At 70.8% G+C, this 22,187-nt stretch carries 19 protein-coding genes; 8 read left to right on the top strand and 11 right to left on the bottom strand.

The genetic code is table 11. The features are described 5' to 3' along the window. Nucleotides 1-2: 2 nt before the first annotated feature. Complete coding sequence (locus tag QBJ89_RS13300; RefSeq protein ID WP_277980962.1) at nt 3-1,013, bottom strand: AraC family transcriptional regulator; 1,011 nt, start codon at nt 1,011-1,013, stop codon at nt 3-5. A 288-nt stretch (nt 1,014-1,301) separates the two neighbouring features. On the opposite strand from QBJ89_RS13300, the gene rplK reads away from it, so the two are divergent. From rplK to QBJ89_RS13285, 3 genes are all read left to right on the top strand, one after another. Further along, nucleotides 1,302-1,733: a 50S ribosomal protein L11 gene (gene rplK / locus QBJ89_RS13295; protein ID WP_132909404.1), complete on the top strand. Its 432-nt coding sequence runs from the start codon at nt 1,302-1,304 to the stop codon at nt 1,731-1,733. A gap of 4 nt (nt 1,734-1,737) precedes the next feature. Then, the gene (gene rplA, locus QBJ89_RS13290; protein ID WP_277980961.1) at nt 1,738-2,430 is read left to right on the top strand and encodes a 50S ribosomal protein L1; all 693 of its coding nucleotides are present in this window, start codon (nt 1,738-1,740) and stop codon (nt 2,428-2,430) included. A gap of 150 nt (nt 2,431-2,580) precedes the next feature. Further along, nucleotides 2,581-3,750: an alpha-hydroxy-acid oxidizing protein gene (locus QBJ89_RS13285; RefSeq protein ID WP_277980960.1), complete on the top strand. Its 1,170-nt coding sequence runs from the start codon at nt 2,581-2,583 to the stop codon at nt 3,748-3,750. A gap of 33 nt (nt 3,751-3,783) precedes the next feature. Here the strand turns inward: QBJ89_RS13285 and QBJ89_RS13280 are convergent, their stop codons facing one another. The 4 genes from QBJ89_RS13280 to QBJ89_RS13265 form a co-directional block, all read right to left on the bottom strand. After that, a complete protein-coding gene (locus tag QBJ89_RS13280; RefSeq protein ID WP_277980959.1) occupies nt 3,784-4,527 on the bottom strand; it encodes a Crp/Fnr family transcriptional regulator in 744 nt (247 codons plus the stop codon). Then, a complete protein-coding gene (locus QBJ89_RS13275; RefSeq protein ID WP_277980958.1) occupies nt 4,524-4,901 on the bottom strand; it encodes a response regulator in 378 nt (125 codons plus the stop codon). The genes QBJ89_RS13280 and QBJ89_RS13275 overlap by 4 nt, the downstream gene beginning before the upstream one ends. A gap of 2 nt (nt 4,902-4,903) precedes the next feature. Then, on the bottom strand, nt 4,904-6,460 hold the full coding sequence (locus tag QBJ89_RS13270) for a GAF domain-containing protein (RefSeq protein ID WP_277980957.1): 1,557 nt from the start codon (nt 6,458-6,460) through the stop codon (nt 4,904-4,906). 172 nt (nt 6,461-6,632) lie between these two features. Further along, nucleotides 6,633-8,828, bottom strand: a complete 2,196-nt coding sequence (locus QBJ89_RS13265) for a prolyl oligopeptidase family serine peptidase (RefSeq protein WP_431522536.1) — start codon at nt 8,826-8,828, stop codon at nt 6,633-6,635. A 228-nt stretch (nt 8,829-9,056) separates the two neighbouring features. Here QBJ89_RS13265 and QBJ89_RS13260 point away from each other — a divergent pair, with 228 nt between their 5' ends. Further along, nucleotides 9,057-10,607: a spinster family MFS transporter gene (locus tag QBJ89_RS13260; protein WP_277980956.1), complete on the top strand. Its 1,551-nt coding sequence runs from the start codon at nt 9,057-9,059 to the stop codon at nt 10,605-10,607. Between the two features lie 171 nt (nt 10,608-10,778). On the opposite strand, the gene QBJ89_RS13255 is transcribed toward QBJ89_RS13260, so the two are convergent. Then, nucleotides 10,779-11,321, bottom strand: a complete 543-nt coding sequence (locus QBJ89_RS13255; protein ID WP_277980955.1) for a superoxide dismutase family protein — start codon at nt 11,319-11,321, stop codon at nt 10,779-10,781. Nucleotides 11,322-11,410: 89 nt separating this feature from the next. Next, on the bottom strand, nt 11,411-12,280 hold the full coding sequence (locus QBJ89_RS13250) for a CDP-alcohol phosphatidyltransferase family protein (protein ID WP_277980954.1): 870 nt from the start codon (nt 12,278-12,280) through the stop codon (nt 11,411-11,413). A gap of 129 nt (nt 12,281-12,409) precedes the next feature. Between QBJ89_RS13250 and QBJ89_RS13245 the strand changes: the two genes are divergently transcribed. The 3 genes from QBJ89_RS13245 to QBJ89_RS13235 all read left to right on the top strand — a co-directional run bounded on the left by QBJ89_RS13245 (nt 12,410) and on the right by QBJ89_RS13235 (nt 14,538). Further along, nucleotides 12,410-13,516 carry an inositol-3-phosphate synthase gene (locus tag QBJ89_RS13245; protein WP_132908946.1) on the top strand — a complete coding sequence of 369 codons (1,107 nt, stop codon included), beginning with the start codon at nt 12,410-12,412 and terminating at the stop codon, nt 13,514-13,516. A gap of 10 nt (nt 13,517-13,526) precedes the next feature. Beyond that, complete coding sequence (locus QBJ89_RS13240) at nt 13,527-14,249, top strand: NTP transferase domain-containing protein (RefSeq protein ID WP_277980953.1); 723 nt, start codon at nt 13,527-13,529, stop codon at nt 14,247-14,249. A gap of 85 nt (nt 14,250-14,334) precedes the next feature. Next, nucleotides 14,335-14,538 carry a hypothetical protein gene (locus tag QBJ89_RS13235; protein ID WP_277980952.1) on the top strand — a complete coding sequence of 68 codons (204 nt, stop codon included), beginning with the start codon at nt 14,335-14,337 and terminating at the stop codon, nt 14,536-14,538. A gap of 95 nt (nt 14,539-14,633) precedes the next feature. Here the strand turns inward: QBJ89_RS13235 and QBJ89_RS13230 are convergent, their stop codons facing one another. Genes QBJ89_RS13230 through QBJ89_RS13220 form a run of 3 tightly spaced genes read right to left on the bottom strand, consistent with a single transcriptional unit; the run spans nt 14,634 to nt 19,782 of the window. After that, nucleotides 14,634-16,127: an MFS transporter gene (locus QBJ89_RS13230; protein ID WP_277980951.1), complete on the bottom strand. Its 1,494-nt coding sequence runs from the start codon at nt 16,125-16,127 to the stop codon at nt 14,634-14,636. After that, nucleotides 16,124-18,004: an alpha-glucosidase family protein gene (locus QBJ89_RS13225; RefSeq protein WP_277980950.1), complete on the bottom strand. Its 1,881-nt coding sequence runs from the start codon at nt 18,002-18,004 to the stop codon at nt 16,124-16,126. Before QBJ89_RS13225 ends, QBJ89_RS13230 begins: the two co-directional genes overlap by 4 nt. Next, nucleotides 18,001-19,782, bottom strand: a complete 1,782-nt coding sequence (locus QBJ89_RS13220; RefSeq protein WP_277981016.1) for an alpha-amylase family glycosyl hydrolase — start codon at nt 19,780-19,782, stop codon at nt 18,001-18,003. The genes QBJ89_RS13225 and QBJ89_RS13220 overlap by 4 nt, the downstream gene beginning before the upstream one ends. 508 nt (nt 19,783-20,290) lie before the next feature. On the opposite strand from QBJ89_RS13220, the gene QBJ89_RS13215 reads away from it, so the two are divergent. Next, entirely contained in the window at nt 20,291-21,316 is a 1,026-nt protein-coding gene (locus tag QBJ89_RS13215; RefSeq protein WP_277980949.1) for a LacI family DNA-binding transcriptional regulator, read from the top strand. A gap of 376 nt (nt 21,317-21,692) precedes the next feature. Here QBJ89_RS13215 and QBJ89_RS13210 read toward each other — a convergent pair whose 3' ends face one another. Continuing rightward, on the bottom strand, nt 21,693-22,178 hold the full coding sequence (locus QBJ89_RS13210; RefSeq protein WP_277980948.1) for a DUF4142 domain-containing protein: 486 nt from the start codon (nt 22,176-22,178) through the stop codon (nt 21,693-21,695). Nucleotides 22,179-22,187: the final 9 nt, after the last annotated feature.

The raw sequence follows: 22,187 nt of genomic DNA, 5'->3' as shown, positions 1-22,187 counted from the left end.
CGCTATCGCTGCCGCGCGCCGCTGTCGCCCCTGGCGGACGCGGGAATGCTGTGCGGCGGCATTCCTACCTCCCCGAACGGAACCTCCACCAGCGAGGACGGCGACTGCCCGTCCGCCAGCCATGGCGTGGGCGCGTGCGGCGCGAGATCGGCGCGCTTGCGCTGCTGGCGCACCTCCAGCCCCGGCGTGAGCAGCGGCGTCGGCGTGCGACGGAACTGCGCCGGGGTCATGCCCACGAACTCGCGGAACTCGCGGTTGAGATGCGAGGCGTCATAGAAGCGCAACTCGGCGAGTTCGTCCGCGCTCGGCACCGCCAGCCCGCGCATCACGGCGGCCATGTCGAGGAAGCGGCTGCGGCGCATCACCGTCTTAGGCAGGTGGCCGAAATGCTGGCGCACCGCGCGATCCAATCGGCGCCCCGAGATACCGAACTCCGCGGCGATCTCGGTCACCGGGCGGGTCGGGTCGACGCGCGCGATCCGCTCGAAGCGCGCGCTGATCATGTCGGGCGTCGCGGCGCGGACGACGATATGCTCGCGCACCACTTGGTGGAGCCGAGCGAACGTCTGCTCCTGGTCGAACACGTCGTCGCACGCCCAGCGTAGCGCCTCGCTCCACCGCCCCGGCATGATCGGCACGAGTCGGTCGGCGAGTTCGTCGGCCGGCGCGTCGCTGAAGCCGAACCAACCGGTGGGGCGAATCGCGAAACCCGCGGCGACGATCGGCCCGACGCAGCGCACCGGGAAACGGCGCTGCTGCGCGCCAAACAGCATCGGTCCTTCATAGTCGCGCCACGCGCCATCGATCATCGTCGACCACTGGCCGATCACCGGGACGCGGATGTAAGCTGTTTCATGCAATAGAAAATCTTCGAGCACGGCGTCACTCGGCCGATCGAAGATGGTGACGAAGAACCGTGCGACGAACGGAGCGAGATCGTCGGGCGGCGTGCGACTCAGCGACAGCGGCGCGCCGTCGCGCGAAGTTCCTGTACGTGGGATGAAGCCGCCCATGATTTAGCGATTACGACTTGGCGCTGCCCCAAGCAATAATCGCTCTTAGCAAACTGGCCGATTAGCAGAGTAAATTACGTACAATTCGGTGAAAGTTGGACGGGACGCAAAGGCGGCAGCCGCCGTCGGTGCCTTGCCAACGCGTGCTGCATCGGCTACGCGCGCCGGCTTCCACCGCATCATACGATGGAACGCCGCGGGAGGGCGGGGCTGCGGCCGCGCCCGGACGAACCGCTAGACTTGAACCGGGTGCTCCCCTCGGGCGCGCCCAGTAACAGAGTGAGACGAATGGCAAAGAAGATCACAGGCTATATCAAGCTGCAGGTGCCCGCGGGCGCTGCCAACCCGTCGCCGCCGATCGGCCCGGCGCTGGGTCAGCGCGGCGTCAACATCATGGAATTCTGCAAGGCGTTCAACGCGCAGACCGCTGACATGGAGAAGGGCTCGCCGCTTCCCACCGTGATCACCGTCTACGCCGATCGCAGCTTCTCGTTCATCACGAAGACGCCGCCGGCGACCTTCCTGATCAAGAAGGCGGCCAACCTGAAGTCGGGCTCGAAGGAGCCGGGCAAGGTGTCCGCGGGCAAGATCACCCGCTCGGCGCTGGCCGAGGTCGCGCAGACCAAGATGAAGGATCTGAACGCGAACGATCTCGAGGCGGCGACCCGCATCATCGAAGGCTCGGCCCGCGCGATGGGCCTCGAAGTGGTGGAGGGCTGAGGCCGTGACGAAGGTGAGCAAGAAGCAGAAGGCCTGGACGATCGACCGTGAGAAGCTGCACGGCGTCGACGAGGCGATCGCGCTGGCGAAGCAGAACGCGTCGTCCAAGTTCGACGAGACGATCGAGATCGCGCTGAACCTCGGCGTCGATCCGCGCCACGCCGACCAGATGGTCCGCGGCGTCGTGACGCTGCCGGCCGGGACCGGCAAGACCGTCCGCGTCGGCGTGTTCGCGCGCGGTGCCAAGGCCGACGAGGCGCGTGCCGCGGGTGCGGACGTGGTCGGGGCCGAGGACCTGATGGAGACGGTCCAGGGCGGCACGATCGACTTCGATCGCTGCATCGCGACGCCGGACATGATGGGCGTGGTCGGCCGGCTGGGTAAGGTGCTCGGCCCCAAGGGCCTGATGCCGAACCCCAAGCTCGGTACGGTGACGATGAACGTGGCCGAGGCGGTGAAGGCCGCGAAGGGCGGTCAGGTCGAGTATCGCGTCGAGAAGGCCGGCATCATCCACTCCGGTATCGGCAAGGCCAGCTTCGGCGCCGAAGACCTGCGCCGCAACTTCGACGCACTGGTCGATGCGGTGGTGAAGGCCAAGCCGTCGGGCGCCAAGGGCAAGTACGTCAAGAAGGTCGCTGTCAGCTCGACGATGGGCCCGGGGATCAAGGTCGACGTCGCCGAGATCGCGGGCGCCTGACGCCCCTGCCCCGGTTCGCCGGGGTCCCGCGCAACGGATAGCGAAGGGCCGGGAGCGATCCCGGCCCTTCTCGCGTCCGCGCTCCGTCGCAATGGCGTGGAACCGCTTCCCGGATTCACGTACGCCGCTGCTGACACAGGGAGAGCGACGATGGCGCAGTTCGGCGACTATCAGCTGGCGATCTATCTCGCCGGCCTGGAAGGCATCGTGCCGGAATGGCCGGTCGATTTCGCCACGCTCGAGCAGCGCGCCGAGGCGGCGATGCCGCCCTCGTTGCTCACCTATGTCCAGGGCGGCTGCGGCGACGAACTGACGCAGCGCCGCAATGCCAGCGCTTTCGCGCACTGGGGCATGGTACCGCGGATGATGGTCGACAGCGCGCAGCGCGATCTCTCCGCCGACCTGTTCGGCACGCCGCTGGCCTCGCCGCTCTTCATGGCCCCGATCGGTGTCACCGGCATGTGCACGCCCGATTCTCACGGCGACCTCGCCGCCGCGCAGGCGGCGGCCGAAACGCGCGTGCCGCTGTGCGCGTCGACGCTCGCCAACGATCGGCTGGAGGACGTGATCGCTGCGGGCGGCGACACGCCCGCGCTGTTCCAGCTCTACACGCCGCGCGACCGCGAGCTCGCCGCCAGCCTGGTACGCCGCGCCGAGGCGGCGGGCTATCGCGCCATCGTGGTAACGCTCGACACCTGGGTGACCGGCTGGCGCCCCCGCGACCTCAACACCGCCAACTTTCCGCAGCTGCGCGGGCACGTGCTGGCCAATTACTTCAGCGACCCGGTGTTCCGCCGCCTGCTCGCGCGACCGCCCGAGGAAGACCGCCGCGCCGCGGTGATGACCTGGGCGGCGACGTTCGGCCAGGTGCTCACCTGGGACGACCTGCCGTGGCTACGCTCGCTCACCTCGCTACCGATCGTGCTGAAGGGCCTGTGCCATCCCGACGACGCGCGCCGCGCGATCGATGGCGGCGCCGACGCGGTCTACGTCTCCAACCACGGCGGACGCCAGGCCAATGGCGGGATCGCCGCCATCGACCTGCTCCCCGACGTCGCGGCAGCGGTGGCGGGGCGCGTGCCGGTCTGGTTCGACGGCGGGGTGCGCAGCGGCACCGACATCGTCAAGGCGGTGGCGCTCGGCGCCGATCTCGTCGGCGTCGGACGGCCGTACAGCTACGGCCTCGCGCTCGGCGGCGTGGCGGGCTGCGCGCACGTGCTGCGCTGTCTGCTCGCCGAGGCCGACCTGCTGATGGCGGTCAACGGCTGGCCGACACTCGCCACGGTGCGCGAGGCGGGCGCGCGGCGGGTGGAGGGATAGATCCTCCCCGCGCATCGGGAGGATCACGTTACCTCACCGCGCCCGTGCCGGCTGCGGCCCCACCGTGGCGGACACGCGCACCGGCACGCGGCCGATCTTGCGCGCGAGCCCCGGCGGATCGATCAGCGTGACCCGACCGCCCTTCCACTGCAGGTCGTTCTCGCGCCGCGCCTGCTGCACCATGCGATTGACGTGGACCGAGGTGAGCCCCAGCGCGTCCGCCAGCGTCTCCTGCGTCAGCGGCAGGTCGAAGCTGGTGCCGCGCGCCATCCCGTTGAGCGTCAGCCGCTCGTGCAGCTCGAGCAGCAGGTCACCGATCCGCTCCTGCGCGTTGAGCCGGCCGAGTCGTGTCACGTGCGCCAGCACATAGGCCTGATCCAGCGCGTCGCCCACCGCATAGACCGTACCCAGCACCGAGCCGTGCGCGGCGGGCGGCGCGGCGCAGACCAGCACGTCGGTGAGCGCGACGATCGTCGCCACCGCCACGGGGCGCGGCTGCGGGCAATGGCCGACCACGTCCCCGGGCAGCAGGAAGCTGAGGAACTGGCGCCGCCCGTCGGGCAGCAGCCGCACCCGCGCCGCCCAGCCGCGCAGCAGCAGCAGCGGCTCGGCGATCTCGCGCCCCTCGCTCACCAGCTCACGGCGCGCGCGGATCGTCTGTGCCTGCCCGGCGGCGGCGACGATCGTGTCAATCGCCTCGGCGTCGAGCGGGGCCAGTGCGGCAAGGCGCTGCAGCGCGGGCTGGCGATCGTCGATGATGGTGGCGGCGCGGATCATGGCACGTCCTCCGATGCGAGTAACTGGTCCAGCGCGGCGAGCACCGTCGGCACCGCGAAGGGCTTGGAGATACGCGGCACGTGGCGATAGGCGTCGGGCAGCGCCCAATCGTCGTAGCCCGTGACGAACACGAATGGCACGCCGCGCGCGGCGAGCCGGTCGGCGATGGCGAGCGACGAGTCACCCTCGAGATTGACGTCGAGCAGCGCGGCGGCGATCCCCTCGCGCTCGGCGAGGTCCAGCCCGGCGGCGAGGCTGCTCACCGGACCGATCACCAGCGCCTCTTCGGCGGCAAGCGCGCGGCGCAGGTCGGAGGCGATGAAATATTCGTCCTCCACGACCAGGATCCGTTTGCCCGCGAGTCGCCCCGGCATCGTCACGCCCCTTCCTCGTCGCCGCCCAGCGGCAACCCGATGGTGCAGCGCACGCCGCCACCGCGGAACTCGAGCCGCGTCTCGGCACCGAGCCGATACGGTAGAGCCTCCTCGATCAACTCGGTCCCGAACCCCAGCCGCGTCGGCCGAATCGGGATAGCGGGCACACCCTGCTCAACCCAACTAAGGTCAAGCCGGCGCACCGATCTTCCATCTACATTAACATTCCAGGCGATCGAGAGCGACCCTCCTGGCGCGCGAAAGGCGCCGAACTTTAAGGCGTTGGTCGCGAGCTCGTGGATCGCGAGGCCGAGCAGCTCGACCGCCCCCGACGGCAGCGCCACGTCGGGGCCGGTCATGGTGAGCCCGGGACCGTCGCTGACGCCGACGCTCAGCAGCTCGTCGCGGATCAGATTTTCCAGGTCGACGGTGCCGCTGGCGTTGAGCGTCGCGCTCACCTGCGTGCGCGCCAGCGCGTCGAGCCGCCCGCGGAAATGGTCGGCGACGTCGTCGAGCGACTCGGCGCCCTCGACGGTGCGCGCGAACACCGAACGCACCACGGTGAGGATGTTGCGCACGCGGTGCTGCAGCTCGGCCACGAGCACGCGCTGGCGCTCCTCGAGCAATTGCATGTCGCTGATGTCGGTCGCCGCGCCGAACCAATGCGTGATCCGGCCGGCGCCATCCCGCACCGGCACCTGACGGATCAGCAGCGCGCGATAGCCGCCCCCGGCTTGGCGCACGCGGCACTGCACGGTCACGGGCTCGCCCGCGGCATAAGCGCGACGGAAGGCGCGGCTCACCTTGCCGGCCTCGCTCGGGTGGATCAGCTCCATCCAGCCGCCGTTCGAGGCCTGCTCGTCGGTCTGGCCGGTGATCGCGTGCCACTGCTGGTTGGACGCGATACGCAGGCCGGCGAGATCGACGCGCCACAGCATCGCGGGCACCAGCTCGAGCGTCAGGCGGCGCTGCTCCTCGCTGTCGCGAAGCGCCATCTCGGCGCGCTTGCTGTACAATGCCTGCACGATCGCGGGGGCCAGTTCCTCGGCCGCGGCGAGGTCCTCGTCGCGGAAGCCGCCGGGGCGATTGCCCAGGCCCACCATACCGATCACCGCGCCGTTCTGGTGCAGCGGCACGCCGAGGAAGCTTTCCAGCAGCGGGTGGCCGGCGGGCGTGCCGATCCGATCATCATGGGTGGCGGCGTCGTTGAAGATCAGTCCCTTCCCCTCGCGCAGCACGCGCCCATACAGGCCGTGGATGGTCGGGCCGGTGGGCACCTCACTCTGCGGCCAGTCGCTCTTCGCCGCCTCGAACGCGGCCCAGCCGCGCTCGCTGATCGCGATCTCGTCCAGCAGGTCGGTGGCGCGATCGATCTCGCCCATGAAGCTGAAGGAGGCGCCGGTGACGTCCTCGGCGACGCGAAGGCAGACGCGGCCGAGTGCCTCCAGCGAGGGAGCAGTGAGCGCCTCGTGGAAGATCCGGTTGATGCCCTCCAGCACCGCGTTCTTGCGCGCGAGCGTCGCCAGCAGGCTGGTCTCGTCGCGCGGCTCCATCCTCATCGCTGTCACCCTTCCCCGGCCAACGTCCCGCGACGTAAATAGCTCAGATTAAACACCTTAACCTGTGTCCCAAGGCAGCCGGCCTGGGGTGCCGGGCGCGCGCGCTCAGGTTGGCATCGAGCACGGCCGGGAGCGTCACGCATCGGGTGCCACGGCCGACACCGACCTCAATTCACCGGGGCCGCCCCGCCGCGCCGCGATAGCGGTCGAACCACGCCAGGATCGCCGCTGCCTTGGCCGCCGACTGCGACGGCCGCGACGTGAAGCCGCCGTGGCTAGCGCCCGGTACCTTCACCAGCGCGGTCGGCACCTTGGCGATCTGAAGCGCGGCGTAATATTGCTCCGACTCGCTCACCGGGGTGCGATAATCCTCGCTGCCCACCACCACGAGCGTCGGCGTCGTCACGTTGCCGACGAGGCTGAGCGGCGAGCGCACCCAATAGCTCATCGGATCCTCCCACGGCAGCTTGCTGAACCAGTAGCGCGAGGTGAAGGTGGTGTTGTCCATCGTCAGCGCCTCGCTGAGCCAGTTGATCACCGGCTTCTGCGTCGCCGCCGCCTTGAAGCGGTGAGTCTTGCCGACGATCCAGGCGGTCAGCACGCCGCCGCCCGAGCCGCCGGTGACGAATAGATTGTCCGGATCCGCAGTGCCGTCGGCGATCGCGGCGTCGACCGCGGCCATCAGGTCGTCATAGTCGGCCGACGGATAGTTCTTGTCGATCAGGTTGGCGAACTCGGCGCCGTAGGAGGTCGAGCCGCGCGGATTGACCCACAGCACGGCATAGCCCGCCGCGGCGTAGAGCTGGACGTCGCTGGCGAAGGTCGGGCCATAAGCCGAGTGCGGGCCGCCGTGGATCTCGAGGATCAGCGGCACGCGCTGCCCCGCGGCGCGCGTCGGCGGGGTGGCGAGCCAGGCGTCGATTGCGCGGCCGTCGGGCGCGGTGACGCTCAGCTTGCGGACGGGGGCGAGCGTCTTGGCCGCGACCATCACCGCGTTGAGCTGGGTGAGACGGCGCGGCTTGCCGCCCGCGAGCACCCAGACGTCGGCGGGCGCGCCGGCGTCGCCGCCGGTGTAGGCGACGGTGCCGTCGCGCGCGACCGAGAAGTCGCCGCCGGTATAGGGCCGGTCGAGCCCGCTGCCCTGGAGATTGTCGGCGATCACGCCGAGCTTGCCGTCGCTGCCGATGCGCGCGAGCTTGCGCTGGCCGCGGTCGTCGTAGCTGGCGTAGAGGCTGCGCCCGTCGCGCGCCCATTGCACGTCCTCGACGCTGCGATCGAGCGCGGCGGTGAGCGAGCGCGGCGCGCCGCCGTCGGCCCCGCCGACGTAGACCTGCGCGTCCTCATAGCCGCGGCGGTGATCGTCGAAGCCGATCCAGGCGACGCGCTGGCCGTCGGGCGAGAAGCGCGCGTTGGCGTCGGGACCCTGCCGTGTGGTCAGCGCGGTGACGGTACCGCTGGCGAGGTCGACCGACTGGACATCGGAGTTGAGCACCTCGCGCTCGGTGTCGCCGGCGCGGATCGCGGCGAAGAGGAGCCGGCGCCCGTCGGGGCTCCACGCCAGCGGGCCGTCGTCGTCGAAGCGGCCGAAGGTGAGCTGGCGCGCCGCGCCGCCGTCCGCGGCGACGACGAACAGGTGCGCATAGCCGGGCTTGCGATAGCCGGCGCCGTCGTTGCGATAGGTGACGCGGTCGATCACCTCCAGCCCCGGTGCCCATTTCGCGCCCTCCGGCTTGGCGGGCGCTTTGCCGAGCGTCGTGCCCTCGCCCGCGACGGTGGCGACATAAGCGAGGCGGGTGCCGTCGGGCGACCACGCGAGCGCGCCCGGATCGCCGGGCAGCGAGGTGACGCGCGCGCTGCTCCCGCTGGCGAGCCAGCGCACGAACAGCTGCGACTGCTCGCCGTCGCCCGCGACATAGGCGATCCGGGTGCCGTCGGGCGACCAGCGCGGCGAGTTGCCCGAGGTCGCGAACGGGGTCTGGCGCCCGCTGGCGACGTCGATCAGCCAGAGCGAGGAGGCCATGCGGTCGGTCATGATGTCGCCGGAGCGGCGGACGTAGACGATCGTCTTCCCGTCCGGACTGATCTGCGGATCGCTCGCGACCGACAGGCCGAACAGGTCGGCGCCGGTGAAGCGGCGGGTCGGCCCGTCCGTCGCGGCGGCGGCGGGCGGCTGCTGCGCGGCGGCGGGGGCGGCGAGCAAGGCGAGGCAGAGAGCGAGACGGGAGAGCGCTGGACGCACGATGGGGACGACTCCGCGGAAGATGGGACGCGCGCGATCATGGACGAAAGTGTCGGCGGCGCAATGAGGCGGGTGGGTGGAGCTGGAGTGCGGAGGAGGGCGGGCGCGAAAGCTTCGCTTGCATGGCATGGCGACCTGCCTCGAGCCGGACCGTGCCCCGGCCTCCGGCGCGGCACGCGCTCCCGATGGCGGACCACCCCTACGCACGGTCGAACGTGGAGCCCGGTTGATCCTGAGACGAGGCCAGGATGACACCGGACAAGCGGGTGTCCATGCCCCACAACGGCGGCGCCCCCTTCCCTCCCGCCGCTCCTCTGTTACGCTCCGGCCAACGAGAGACATCGGGAGGGAACGGGCATGATCCCGGACGGCGACCAGCGCGCGAGCGGCTATGCGTGGTACGTGCTCGCGGTCCTGTTCGTCGTCTACATCCTCAATTTCGTCGACCGGCAGGTGATCTCGATCCTCGCCGAGGACATCAAGCGCGACCTCCACCTGCGCGACGAGGACCTGGGCTTCCTCTACGGCACCGCCTTCGGCGTCTTCTACGCTTTGTTCGGCATCCCGCTCGGCCGCCTCGCCGACAGCTGGCACCGTGTACGGCTGATGACGGTGGGGCTGGCGCTCTGGTCGACCATGACAGCGCTGTCGGGGCTGGCGAACGGGGGCGCGCAGCTCGCCGCCGCGCGCGTCGGCGTCGGCGTCGGCGAGGCGACCGCCTCGCCCTCGGCCTATTCGCTGATCTCGGACTATTTCCCGCGCAAGCTGCGTGCCACCGCGCTGTCGATCTACTCGGCGGGCATCTATGTCGGCGGGGGGTGCTCGCTGCTGGTCGGCGGGCTGGTGGTGCAGCATTGGCAGCGCGCCTTCCCGACCGACCCGCCGCTCGGGCTCGCCGGCTGGCAGGCCGCCTTCCTCGCGGTCGGGCTGCCCGGGCTGCTGCTCGCCGCGCTGGTGGCGACGCTGCGCGAGCCGGTGCGCGGCGCGGTCGAGGGGCTGCCCGCGCCCGCGCTCCATCCCGCGCCATTCCGCGCCTTCGCCAGCGAGTTGCTGACGATCCTGCCCCCGCTCACGCTGATCGCGGCGGCGCGGCGCGGAGCTGGCGCGCTGGCGGTCAACCTCGTCGCGCTGGCGGCGGTCGTCGCGGCGGTGGCGTTGCTGCACGCGCTGGGCGAGCCGCTGCCTCAGTGGATCGCGGTCGGCACCGGCGTGTACGCGGTCTTCTCCTGGGCGAGCGCGCTCCGTCAGCGCGACCCGCCCACCTTCGCGCTGATCGTCGGCACGCCGGCCTTCCTGTGCGTGGTGGTGGCCTATGGGCTCAACGCTTTCCTGAGCTATGCCGCGTCCTTCTGGGCGGCGCCCTATGCGATGCGCGAGCTCGCCGTGTCGCCGGCGCAGGCGGGGCTGATCCTCGGCGGCGGGGCGGCGCTGTCGGGGTTCCTCGGCGTGACGAGCGGCGGGCTGATCGCGGACCGGCTGCGGCGGACCAACCCGTCCGGGCGGCTGGTACCGGTGCTGTGCGGCGCGGTGCTGCCCGTGCCCTTCCTCGTGATCGGCTTCACCGCGAGCACGCCGCTGACGCTCTACCTGTGCCTGTTCGCGTCGCAATATCTGGCGAGCTGGGGACTGGGCTCGGCCGCGGCGGCGACGCAGGACCTGGTGCTGCCGCGGATGCGCGGCACCGCGACCGCGACCTTCTTCATCGGCACGACACTGCTCGGGCTGGCGCTCGGGCCGTATCTGGCGGGGCGGATCTCGACGCTGAGCGGCAGCCTGTCGACCGGGATGCTGGCGCTGCTGGCAGTAGTGCCGCTGGGGGTGGCCGCGGGCGTGGCGGCCTACCGGCTGGTGCCCGAGGCGGAGCGGACGCGCGAGACCCGCGCGCGGGCGGCGGGGGAGCTGGGATGAGGCGAGGCGAGTGAGCCGTGCCCGTCTCTCCTCACCCTCCGGCGTCATCCTGAACTCGGTTCAGGGTCTCCTGTCCCGCGAGCGCCCCGGCATATCAGTACGCGGCACCGCGTATCCTGAGACGAGCTCAGGATGACTCCAGAAGGTAAAAGGCGCGTCCGCCGCGTCCCCTCACCCCGCCTGGAACACGCCGCAGGCGATGCGCGCGCCCGAGTTGCCGCTGGGATCGGTCTTCAGATCGTCCTGCCCGGCGTGGATCACCATCGCGGCACCGTCGGCGTCGAGCAGCCCGGCCATGGTCGCGCCCGGGATCGTCGCACCGATCGTGCCACGGCCGTCGTTGCCGATCACGAGGTTGGGCAGATCGCCCTGATGCGGCCCCTGCGGGTTCATCGCGCCGTGCTTCATCTGAGTCGGGTTCCAGTGACCGCCCGCGCTCTCGAAGCCCGGCGGGTCGCAGCGACCGACCATATGGACGTGCGCGCCGTGCGTCCCCGGCGGCATGCCGTTGGCGTCCACGGTGAAGCGCAGCCCGCCCGCCACCTCGGTAACGGTGGCGCGGCCGACCGGCGCGCCCGTCGCGGTGGCGAGCTGCGCGGTGGCGCTCGCGCCGCCGGCCATCGGCGCCCCCGTGTCCATCTTCGCCTGGTCGTTGCACGCGGCGAGCGCCAGCGTCGCCAGCCCCACCGTCGTCATCGCCGTGATCCGTCGCATCGCTCGCTCCCTAAATCTCGCTGATCCATGTTCTTGCCGCAGGCAACCCGCGGGTCGCGCACGCGGTTCCCGCGCGCCGCCGGCGCAGGTCAGCGGTGCCCGTGCGCGATCAGCTGGGTCATCCGCCGCCCGACATAGGCAGCCTGCACGATCGCGAGCACCAGCACCACGTTGAGCACCACGATCTCGATCAGGAAGAACCACAGCGGCGTCCCCGCGATCATGCTGAGCCCGAGCAGGATGGTGCGCGGGTTGGCGCCGAGCACCGCGGCGGCCGGGAGCAGCTTGCGCCCTTCCTCGCGCGCGATCTGTGCGATGCGGCGGCGCTCGGGCGGATCAGCGGCAGCGCTCGCCACCAGTGCGTTCACCACCTGCGTCGGCCCCGACATCTTGTGCCACGCCCAGAGATACAGCGCGGAGAGCCGCACGCCGATGCCGTCGCCGCCCGACTTGGCGGTCTGCAGCCACGGCACGTCATAGGCCCACCACTGGTAGGTCCGGCGCTGGCTCTCGGCGAAGACCGACTGGACCGCGCGGCTCACCCCCGCGAGCACCACGATCGGCCAGGCGATCCAGCCGATGCGGTCGTCCATCGCCGCGCCGAGCAGCGTGTACATCACCGCGTGCCCGGCATAGTCGCACAGCCCGTCGACGATCTCGCCCGAGGGCGACGCACGCCCCGACAACCGCGCCAACGCGCCGTCGGCGCCGTCCACCACGTGCCACAGGCAGTGGAGCAGGAAGCCGAGCGCGATCGCCGCGGGCGTTCCCACCCGCGCGTACAGCACCGCCGCCGCCATCACCATCAGCGCGCCGACGATCGAGACCATGTTCGGCGTCACCGGCGTCGGTACCAGCGCGCGCGCCAGCAGGTGCGCCAGCGGGTGATAGATCGTCCTGTTCAGAAAGCCTTGAAGCTCCCGCGGCTTCCCCGCCACAGCCGGTTCGGAATCGTTCACGCGTTCCTCGTGCATTTGCCCCGGCGCGCCTATACAGGCGTTCGGTCCGCTTGACAGTTGCCACGTATCTGTCACGAAGCGGCAACGTATATGTCTTCAGCTCGGCTAGGGGCCGACAAGTGGGGTAGAATGGCTTCGATCAAGGTGGCGGTCATTGGGGTTGGGAACTGCGCGAGCAGCCTCGTGCAGGGCAAATACCACTATGCCGGCAGCAACACCGCCGCCGGTCTGATCCATGAGGAGATTGGCGGCTACAAGGTCGGCGACCTCGATTTCGTCGCGGCGTTCGACGTCGACTCGCGCAAGGTCGGCCTCGACCTGGGCGAGGCGATCTTCGCCAAGCCGAATTGCACCAAGGTATTCCACGCGGACGTGCCCAAGACCGGGACGATCGTGAAGATGGGTGCCAAGCTGGACGGCGTCGCGCCGCACATGCTCACCGCCGCCAACGACCGCGGCTTCGAGATCAACGACACGCGCGACGCGGAGAAGGCGGAGATCATCGCCGAGCTCAAGCGCACCGGTGCCGAGATCCTCGTCAACTTCCTGCCGGTCGGCAGCCAGGAGGCGACGGAGTTCTACATGGAGTGCGCGCTCGAGGCGGGCCTCGGCGTGGTCAACTGCATGCCGGTGTTCATCGCCTCGCGCCCCGAGTGGGAGAAGAAGTTCGCCGACGCCGGCCTGCCGATCATCGGCGACGACGTGAAGGCGCAGGTCGGCGCGACGATCGTCCATCGCGTGCTGTCGAACCTGTTCGGCCAGCGCGGCGTGACGATCGATCACACCTACCAGCTCAACACCGGCGGCAACACCGACTTCATGAACATGCTCGACCGCAACCGGCTGGCGAGCAAGAAGGAGTCGAAGACCGAGGCGGTGCAGGCGGTGATCGCCGAGCGGCTCGCGGACGAGAACATTCACGTCGGCCCGTCGGACTACATCCCCTGGCTCGGCGACAACAAGCTGTGCTTCCTCCGGCTGGAGGGTGACCTGTTCGGCGGCGTGCCGATGAACCTCGAGCTGCGCCTGTCGGTCGAGGATTCGCCCAACTCGGCCGCGGTCGTGGTCGACGCGATCCGCTGCGTGAAGCTCGGCCTGGAGCGCGGCATCGCCGGCGCGCTCGAGGGTCCGTCGGCATTCTTCTGCAAGCACCCGCCGCAGCAGGTGACCGACGACGTGGCCGCAGCGATGACCAACGAGTTCATCCACGCCGACGCGCGCCTCGCCGCCGAGTAAGGCCCGCCCCTTGCACGCGCTCATCGTCGCGGCCGGCTATGGCAGCCGGCTGCGCGCGGTCTCTCCCTCCAAGCCGCTGACTCCCGTCAACGGCGTCCCGCTGATCGAGCGCGTGCTGCGTGCCGCGCTCGACGGCGGCGTGACCGACGTCACCGTCGTCACGGGACATGAGGGGGAGCGGCTGGAGCGTCACCTCGCTTCCGTCGCCGCCACGCTGCAGGTGCCGCTGCGCTGCGTACGCACCCCCGACTGGTCGCTCGCGAACGGCCATTCGGTGCTGACCGGCGCCGCGGCGATCGGCCCGCGCCGCCACCTGCTGATGATGGCGGACCATCTGCTCGACCCGGCGCTTATCGCGCGCGTCGCCGCAGCACCCGAAGCGGCGCTGACGCTCGGGGTCGACCGCCGGCTCGACAACCCGCTGGTGGACCTGGACGACGTCACCCGCGTGCGCACCGACGGCGACCGCATCGTCGCGATCGGCAAGCACCTCCCCGACTATGACTGCTACGACACCGGCGTGTTCGCGGTCGACGCGCGCTTCCATGACGCGCTCCGCGAGTCGATCGCGGCGGGCGGCAGCGGCTCGATCTCGGCCGGGGTCGAGGCGCTGGCGACGCGCGGCGAGGCGCGGGTGGTGGACGTCGGCGACGCCTGGTGGCTCGACGTCGACGACCCGCGCGCGCTCGATCAGGCCGAGGCCGCGCTCTCGGCGCATCCCCGCGCCGCCTGACAGCAAGAAAATGTAACCTCGATCAGCGGGAACGTGACTGCCGACTGTGTCATTGCACCGGCGACTCTCTCGCACGAGGAACGCCATGGACACTGACAAGCACGGCTTCTCTTACCGCAGCTTCGCCGGTTGGCCCGCGTTGCTCGCGATCGCTCTGCTGATCGCAACGGTACTTTACCTCAACTACGGCCGCGACGCGGCGGCGACCCGGCTCAAGCCCGCCACCGGCACCGCGCGCGCGATGGCGCTGGCCGCGGAAGGCGGCGAGAAGGCGCCCGGCCGGCCGTAGACGTTGTGTGCTCCTGCACGCGGGACCCAGGATTACAGGCGGTACGCTCGTGGCTCTGGTTTCCCGCGCGCGCAGGAACACGGGCACCGCCTCGCCTACTCCACCCGGACCCGCAGCATCGCGCCTGCCGCGACCAGCATCGTCGCGGCGGCGAAGGCCATCGTCCAGATCGGCTCGGTCGGGAAGAGATGCTTGGTAATCGATCCCATCACGGTCGCCACCAGCAGCTGCGGCAGCACCACGAAAACGTTGAACAGCCCCATATACACCCCGAGCTTGCGCTGCGGCAGCGCGGAGGCGAGGATCGCATAGGGCATCGCCAGGATGGTCGACCAGGCGATGCCGATCGCCACCTCGCTCAGCAGCAGCCAGCGCGCGTCAGGCACCACGAACATGCTGGCGAAGCCGAGCGCGCCGCAGCCGAGCCCGACCGCATGGGTCCGCGCCTTGCCGACGCGTCGCGCCAGCCACGGTAGCAGCAGCAGCGCGGAGAGCGCCGCCACGCCGTTGTAGGTGGCGAACAGCACGTCGACCCAGTTGGCGCCCTCCTGATAGGCGGAGCTGGCCGCGTCGGGCGCGCCGTAGAAGGCGCCGGTGACGACCGGCGTGGTGTTGATCCACATGATGAACAGCGCCGACCAGCTGAAGAACTGGACGAGCGCCAGCCGCTTCATCAGCGGCTGCATGCCCGCGAAGTCGCCGACGAGATGCCCCAGCATCCCCGCGCTCCGCCCCCGCCGCGCGCGACGGATGGCGACCAGGCTGGCGATGCCGTAGCCGGCGAGCAGCGCGCCGAGCAGGTACATCTCCTTCTCCAGCCCGAGCGCGGCGACGAGCGCGACCACGGCCGCGCCAGCGCCGAGCCAGGCGAGTGGAGCGCGGTCACCGCGCGCGGCGAGCGCGGCATGGCCCTCGGCCGCGTCCGCGGCGCGCGCGCCATCGAACGCGTCCATCTCCTCGGGTGAATATTCGCGCGTGGTCAGTACCGTCCACAGCACGCTCAGCAGCAGCGCGGCGCCGCCGACCCAGAAAGCGACGCGGACCGAAGCGGGGATGACGCCGGGCGGCGCGACGTTCGACACGCCTGCCTGCTCGAGCAGCCAGGGGAAGATCGAGCCGACGACCGCGCCCGTGCCGATGAAGGCGGTCTGCACGCCATAGCCGGCGGCGTGCTGGTCGCGGTCGAGCATGTCGCCGACAAAGGCGCGGAACGGCTCCATCGAGACGTTGAGCGAGGCGTCGAGCACCCACAGCATCAGCGCCGCGACGAGCAGCCCGGGGCTGAGCGGCATGACCAGCAGCGACAGTGCGGCGAGCAGCGCACCGGCAAGAAAATAAGGGCGCCGCCGCCCGAAGCGGCCGAGCCAGGTGCGGTCGCTGAGGTGTCCGATGACGGGCTGCACGAGCAGCCCGGTGAGCGGCGCGGCGACCCACAACGCGGGCAGGTCGTCGAGCCGCGTGCCGAGCGACTGGAAGATGCGGCTCATGTTCGCGTTCTGCAGCGCGAAGCCGATCTGGATCCCGAAGAAGCCGAAGCTGATGTTGGCCAGCCCGGCGAGCGACTGGTGGCGGCGGCGCGGCTGGGTCATGCGCGGGGGACCGCGAGCGGGGTGGTAGTAGGGGCAACGTCGACGTCGGCGGGGGCGTCAACCGCGACGAGCGGCGACGACTTGTCCCCTTCTCCCGTCCACTCCGACGAACGCCGGGGTCCGGTTGCGGCCGGCGCGTGAGATGCGGAACCGTCACCCACCTGGGCCCCGGCCTCCGCCGGGGCACCGCTGAAGGACGAGTCCCGCCCCACATCACTCGCGTGCCCCGGCGCAGGCCGGGGCCCAGCAGCGGGCGGCACGTGAGGGGCGGAACCGTCCCTCAACTGGGCCCCGGCCTTCGCCGGGGCACGCAGCGCCAGCAGCGCGCCATAGCCCTCGAACCGCGCCCCGCTCACCCCGCTCGCCACCAGCGTCACACCGTCGGGCAGCACCAGCTCGCGCGGCTCGGCCGTCAGGTTCACCACGCACAGCAGCCGCTCGTCCCCGGCGACCCGCTCGAACGCCACCACGCCTGGCCCCAGATCGACGAACGCGATCGTTCCCACCCGCAGCGCCGCATGGGCGCGGCGCAGCGCCAGCAGCCGCCGCGTCCAGTGCAGCAGCGAGCCCGCGTCGGCCTCCTGTGCGTCCACCGCCAGCGCGCCATGGTCCGCGCCGAAGGGCAGCCACGGCGTCCCCGCGGTGAAGCCATGCCCCGGCCCCTCCGCCTGCCACGGCATCGGCGTGCGCGCGCCGTCGCGGCTGAGCGTCAGCGGCCAGTTGGCGATCGCCTCGGGGTCCTGGAGCAGCTCGAACGGCACCGCCACCTGGGTCAGCCCGAGTTCCTCCCCCTGGTAGAGGAAGATATTGCCGCGCAGCCCCGCCAGCAGCACCATCTTGGCGCGCGCGAAGGCGTCGCGATGCTCGGGCAGCGCCCAGCGCGACACCGCGCGCGGCGCGTCATGGTTCTCGAACGCCCAGCTCGGCCAGCCCTCCCCCGCGGCGCCGGGCCATTGCGCCAGCGCGGCGCGCACCAGTGCGGGGGTGAGTTGCTCGGCGTAGAGGAAATCGAAGCCATAGGCGGTGTCGAGCCGGCGCGGCGCGGTATAGTCCTTGCGGACCCAGTCGCTCTCCTCGCCGCCGATCTCGGCGACGGTGAAGCGATCGGGATATTCGTCGGTCAGCGCGCGGATGCGCTCGACGAAGGGCAGCATGTCGGGCTGATCCTGGCTGTGCTGCTTGAGCTGGAAGTCGAACGAGCGGGTCCGCGGCTTGTTCGAGGGCGGCGCGGGCGGGTTGTCGGTCAGCGCCGCGCTGCCCATCGCGTGGTTGATCGCGTCGAGCCGGAAGCCGTCGACGCCGCGCTCGAGCCAGAAGCGCCCGACCGCCAGCAGCGCCTCCTGTACCGCCGGGGTGCGCAGGTTGAGCTGGGGCTGCTCGCGCAGGAAGGTGTGGAGGTAATATTGCTGGCGCCGCGCGTCCCACGTCCAGGCCGGGCCGCCGAACACCGACTGCCAGTTGTTGGGCGGCGAACCGTCCGCCTTCGCGTCGGCCCAGACGTACCAGTCGTGCTTGTCGCCGTCGCGGCGCTGGCGGCTTTGTCGAAACCAGGGATGCTGCTCCGACGTGTGCGACCAGACCTGATCGGTGATCACCTTCAGCCCCAGCGCGTGCGCGCGCGCCACCAAAGCGTCGAAGTCGTCGAGCGTGCCGAAGATCGGGTCGACGTCGCAGTAATCGGCGACGTCATAGCCAAAATCGCGCATCGGCGAGGTGTAGAAGGGCGAGATCCAGATCGCGTCGACGCCGAGCGAAGCGACATGGTCGAGATGCGCGGTGATGCCGCGCAGGTCGCCTACACCATCGCCGTTCGCGTCGGCGAAGCTGCGCGGGTAGATCTGGTAGACGGCGGCGCCCTTCCACCACGGGTCGGTCATTCTGTCTCTCCGATAGCGCACACGGCATAGCCGAGCGGCGGCAAGGTCACACGCAGCGATCCCGGCGCCGCCGCGCGCACGGCACAGCCCTCCCCCGCGAGCGTGGCGGCAGTGGCACCGCGCACGCCGATCTCGACCATCCGCTCGATCGGCCGGGTCGAGGTGTTGAAGGCGAGCAGGATCTCGCGCCCGCTCACCGGATCGACGCGCGACACCGCGAGCAGCCCCGGCGTGTCGCCGCGCGCGCGCAGCAGCGTCCGCCCCGCACGCAGCGCCGGCTCGGCACGGCGCACGCGCGCGAGCGCCGCGATCTGGCGGAACAGCGGGTTGTCGCGCCCGAAATGCGCGGTGGCGGTGGTCGTGGTGGTGCCGAGCAGGCGGTTGTCGTTGTAGCTGGCGACCCGGCTGGCGAACATGTCCTCGCGCGCGTCCTGATCGTTGCCGTCGCCGGTGAAGCCCTGCTCGTCGCCCGAGTAGATCGTCGGCACGCCGCGCAGCATGAGCAGCATCGCGTTGGCGAGCTCGACCCGACGCAGCACCTCGTCGTCGCTGGCCCGGGGCAGCGCTTGCCGCACGTAGAAAGCGAAGCGGCCGTTGTCATGGTTGCTGACGAAGGTGGGGAGCGTGCGCGCGACCGCCTCGCCGCCCTCGTACAATGCGTCGCCGCGGATCAGCGTCTCGAACGCATCGGTGCCGCGCGTGCCCGCCACCGTGTCGAGCACCGCGCGGCGGAAGGCGAAGTCGAGCACCGCCGGCAGCTTGTCGACGCGCGTGTGGACCGCGAGCGGGCCGGGATCGAGCTGGTCGGCCGCCACCTCGCCGAAGACGTGGAAGTTGGGGATGCCGCGCGCCTTCGCCCGCACCAGGATCGCGGGGACGAACCGCTGCCAGAACTCGGGGTTGACGTGGCGCGCGGTGTCGATGCGGAAGCCGTCCACGCCGAAGCGGTCGATCCAGCCGCCGAAGATCTCGATCATACCGCTGGCGACGCGCGGGTTCTCGGTCATCAGATCGTCCAGCCCGACGAAATCGCCCATCGTCGAGCTCTCGTTGCTGAAGGTGCTGTTGCCGCGATTGTGGTAGAGCGTGATGTCGTTGAGCCAGGCCGGTGACTTGGCCTTCTCCTCACCCTTGGGGATGAACGGGGTGTAAGCGTAGCTCGGGTCGGTCAGGCGCGCGAAATTGGCCGCGCTCTGGTCCTGGTCGCCGGCGAAGCCCGGATTGATCGCGGTGCCGTCGACGCCGCCGCGGCGTTGGTATGGGTATTCGGCGCGGCTGCGGTAGGCGCAGTCGCCGCACTCGCGATACCGGATCACGTCCGCGGTGTGGTTGACGATGATGTCCATATAGACCTTGATCCCGCGCGCGTGCGCGGCGTCGACCAGCGCCTTGAACTCGGCGTCGGTGCCGAGATGCGGGTCGACATGCTCGAAGTCGGTGATCCAATAGCCGTGATAGCCCGCGCTCTCCTGCCCCCTGGGCCCCTGCACCGGCTTGTTGCGGAAGATCGGGCCGACCCAGATCGCGGTCGCGCCGAGCGCCTCGACATAGTCGAGCCGGCGCGTCAGCCCCTTGAGATCACCGCCGTGGTAGAAGCCCTTGCCGGTCGGGTCATAGCCGGTGACGAGCCGGTCGCCGCTCAGCCCGCCGCGGTCGTTGCTCGGGTCGGCGTTGTCGAAGCGGTCGGGCAGCGCGAAGTAGATCACCTCGTCCTGCGGCGGACGCGCGCGCAGCTCGGCCAGCGGGTCGGCGAATGCGGGGGTGGCGCTGGTGAGCAGTGCCGCGAGGGTGAGTGCGCGGGTGAAGAAGCAGGAGCTCCTTCTTCTAGCGCCATCCTGAACTCGTTTCAGGATCCACGGTCCCGCGAGCGCCGCGACCGTCGAGTAAACGGCACGGTGGATGCCGAAACGAATTCGGGATGACGGAGAGGCGGCGTGCCGCTCTGGCGACGACAGCGCGGACGGGGTGGCGGCGTGAAGCTCCTGCCGCGACGACAAGGAAGAGGAAGGCGTCCTCACCTCACTCGTGTTCCCGTGCACGTGGGAACCCAGAGCCGCCGACCTACCGCCCCGTGGCCCTAGGCTCCCGCTTCCGCGGGAGCACACTCCCGACGCCGACCACGACACCACCATCCGCTCACCCTCCCCGTGCCGCGTCGGGACGCCCCGCGCTGTTCGCCGCCTGATGCGGCGCGCCGGCGCGCTTGGCCAGCGCAGGGCATACGTATTCACAGCGGGTTCCCCGCGCGGTAGAAGATGCTCCCGCTGGAGAGACCGATCCGCCGCCATGGCGCTGTCCGACAAAGTCACCTCGTTCGACATCGCCGCGCTGGCCGGCGTCTCGCAGCCCACCGTGTCGCGCGCGCTGCGCGGCGACAAGACGGTGAGCGCGGCGACGCGACTGCGCATCGAGGCGATCGCGCGCCAGCTCAACTACAAGGTCGACCGCGCCGCCTCGTCGCTGCGCAAGGGCGAGGCGCGCACGCTGGCGCTCCTGTTCTTCGAGGACCCGCTGCCCGACGATTCGCACATCAACCCCTTCTTCCTGTCGATGCTGGGATCGATCCTGAAGACCTGCGCGCTGCGCGGCTATGACCTGCTCACCTCCTTCCAGCAGCTCTCCGCCGACTGGCACGTCGACTATGCCGATTCGCGCAAGGCGGACGGGCTGATCCTGCTCGGCTACGGCGACTGGCAGCTGTACCGCGCGCGCGTCGAGCAGCTGGTCGGGCAGAAGACCCGCTTCGTGCGCTACGGCTCGGTCGCGGCCAGCGGCGGACTCGGCACGGTGATCGGCTGCGACAATCGCGCCGGCGGTGCCGCGGTGGGGCGTCACCTGATCGAGCGCAAGCGCCGCCGCGTCGCCTTCGTCGGCGAGGCGAGCGATCATTATCCCGAGTTCCGCGACCGCTACCGCGGCCTCGCCGACGCATTGCGCGAAGCCGGGCTGGCAGCGGACCCGGGGCTGCACGTCGACGCGCTCTCATCGGAGCAGGCCGGCTTTGAGGCGACGCAGCGGCTGATCGCGCGCGGCATCGGCTTCGACTCGCTGTTCGCCGCCTCCGACCTGATCGCGCTGGGCGCGCTGCGCGCGCTCGACGAGGCCGGGCTGGTGGTGCCGCGCGCGGTGTCGGTGGTGGGCTTCGACGACATCCCCGCGGCGAGCCTGACGCGCCCGCCGCTCACCACCGTGGCGCAGGATTATGCGCGCGCGGGCGCGGTGCTGGTCGACACGCTGGTGCGGCAGATCGCGGGCGAGCCGACCGATCACCTCACGCTGCCGGCGACCCTGGTAGTGCGCGCGTCGACGTGACGCGGCAGGAGTAGGTTCACGCGAAGACGCGGGGGCGCTGAGCGGTGGCATGTGCCGCGCCAGCGGCTCTCCCGGTCGGGGGATCATGGCCGTGAGAGCGGGACGCCGAGTTGGTTCGTAGCGGCCTCGTGTACGCAGGAGCACGCCGGGCGCTCCAGGCCCTGACGTGCATGTGCCCTCCCGCGATCGCGTAGGGATCTGGGAGCTTTGTAGAGGTTCGGCGCAGGCACCCGTCGAAGAAGGGTGTTTTTATCGCCCGCGGGGAGCCGCGGTGGCGAGCGACGGTCGGCGGGTGGACGAAGCACGATGTGGTCGGAGCGGATCAGGCCTTCCCGACGCTGAACCGACGCAGCGCAGGCGATCGCCGGGCGGCCCGTCACATCGCCTTCAGCGCCTCCGCATGGCGCGCCACCACCGCCGCGATGCGGGCTGCCGCGGCCTTCAGCGCCGCCGCGCTGCCACCCGCGGCATAGGCCTGGTGCAGCGCCAGCGCACGCGCGTGCGCGGCGCGCTGCTGCGCGACATAAGTGGCGTCGCGCGCCAGGCCGGTCTCGGCGCGCAGCTCGGCGATCAGCTCGGTCTGGAGCGGGGTCAACGCCGCCGCCGGCACGCGCACCCGCGCGCGCGCCGCCGCGGCGCGCAGCGTCGCGCTGCCACGCGCGTGGTCGGCCATAATCATGCGGGCGACGTCGCGCACCTTCGCGTCTGTGGTGGACTCCAGCACCATCTGGCTCGCCGCGCGCTCGTACACGTCGGCCGCGCCCGCGGCCTCGAGGTAGCGCGCCGGCGACATCGCCTGCGCCGCCGCGGTGGTGGTCGTCACCGCACCGGCCAGCGCCATCAGCCCGGCGATCGCGCGCATCGTTCCTCT

The sequence above is a fragment of the Sphingomonas phyllosphaerae genome (assembly GCF_029623345.1).
Taxonomy (GTDB): domain Bacteria; phylum Pseudomonadota; class Alphaproteobacteria; order Sphingomonadales; family Sphingomonadaceae; genus Sphingomonas; species Sphingomonas phyllosphaerae_C.
Note: the sequence above shows the minus strand (reverse complement) of the source record. Positions and strands in the feature narration are given on the sequence as shown.